Consider the following 639-nt stretch of genomic DNA (forward strand, 5'->3'; position numbering starts at 1 on the left):
CACGATAAGTGTCCACACAGATTGATTAGGTTTAGAAAGTAAAAGAGACGAAGAACTCCCAAGTTCTTCAATCCAGTGTCCCGTTCGTCTAGAGGCCTAGGACACCGCCCTTTCACGGCGGTAACAGGGGTTCGACTCCCCTACGGGATACCATTGGGTCGTTAGCTCAGTTGGTAGAGCAGTTGACTTTTAATCAATTGGTCGCAGGTTCGAATCCTGCACGACCCACCATTCTTTCTCCACGAAGGAATTAAAACTTTTAGTGGGCGATTAGCTCAGTTGGGAGAGCACCTGCCTTACAAGCAGGGGGTCACTGGTTCGAGCCCGGTATCGCCCACCATTCTCTAAATATTCTTGGAAGTTAAAACTCCAAACCACTTCTTATGTTGTTGGTTGGTTTTTTCGACTGTGAGAGTCTTTAGAAAATGCATTCTTCGGAATACATGCTCTTTAACAATTTGGAAAGCTGACTGATTAACTCTAAGAGTTAATCAAATTAAAAGTTCTCAATGTTTATCCTTTGGATAAACACAACACAAACACATTCAAGTGTCTTGTATTCGATTCAAACTTGTTTGAATCACATTGAGTCCGGCAAACACGTAATAAGAACTAACCCTTCTTGTTACAACCAAAAAC

3 tRNA genes are annotated in these 639 nt (G+C 42.4%); all 3 read left to right on the forward strand.

Annotated features, from left to right (window positions below):
• Positions 1-77: 77 nt before the first annotated feature.
• The 3 genes from F0228_RS25640 (at position 78) to F0228_RS25650 (ending at position 340) form a co-directional block, all read left to right on the forward strand.
• Positions 78-153: transfer RNA gene (locus F0228_RS25640), tRNA-Glu, on the forward strand.
• A 2-nt stretch (positions 154-155) separates the two neighbouring features.
• Positions 156-231 (forward strand) — tRNA-Lys (locus F0228_RS25645).
• A gap of 33 nt (positions 232-264) precedes the next feature.
• Positions 265-340, forward strand: a tRNA-Val gene (locus F0228_RS25650).
• Positions 341-639: the final 299 nt, after the last annotated feature.

Origin of the sequence: Vibrio sp. 99K-1 (assembly GCF_013114585.1) — a bacterium.
Taxonomy (GTDB): Bacteria; Pseudomonadota; Gammaproteobacteria; order Enterobacterales; family Vibrionaceae; genus Vibrio; species Vibrio chagasii_B.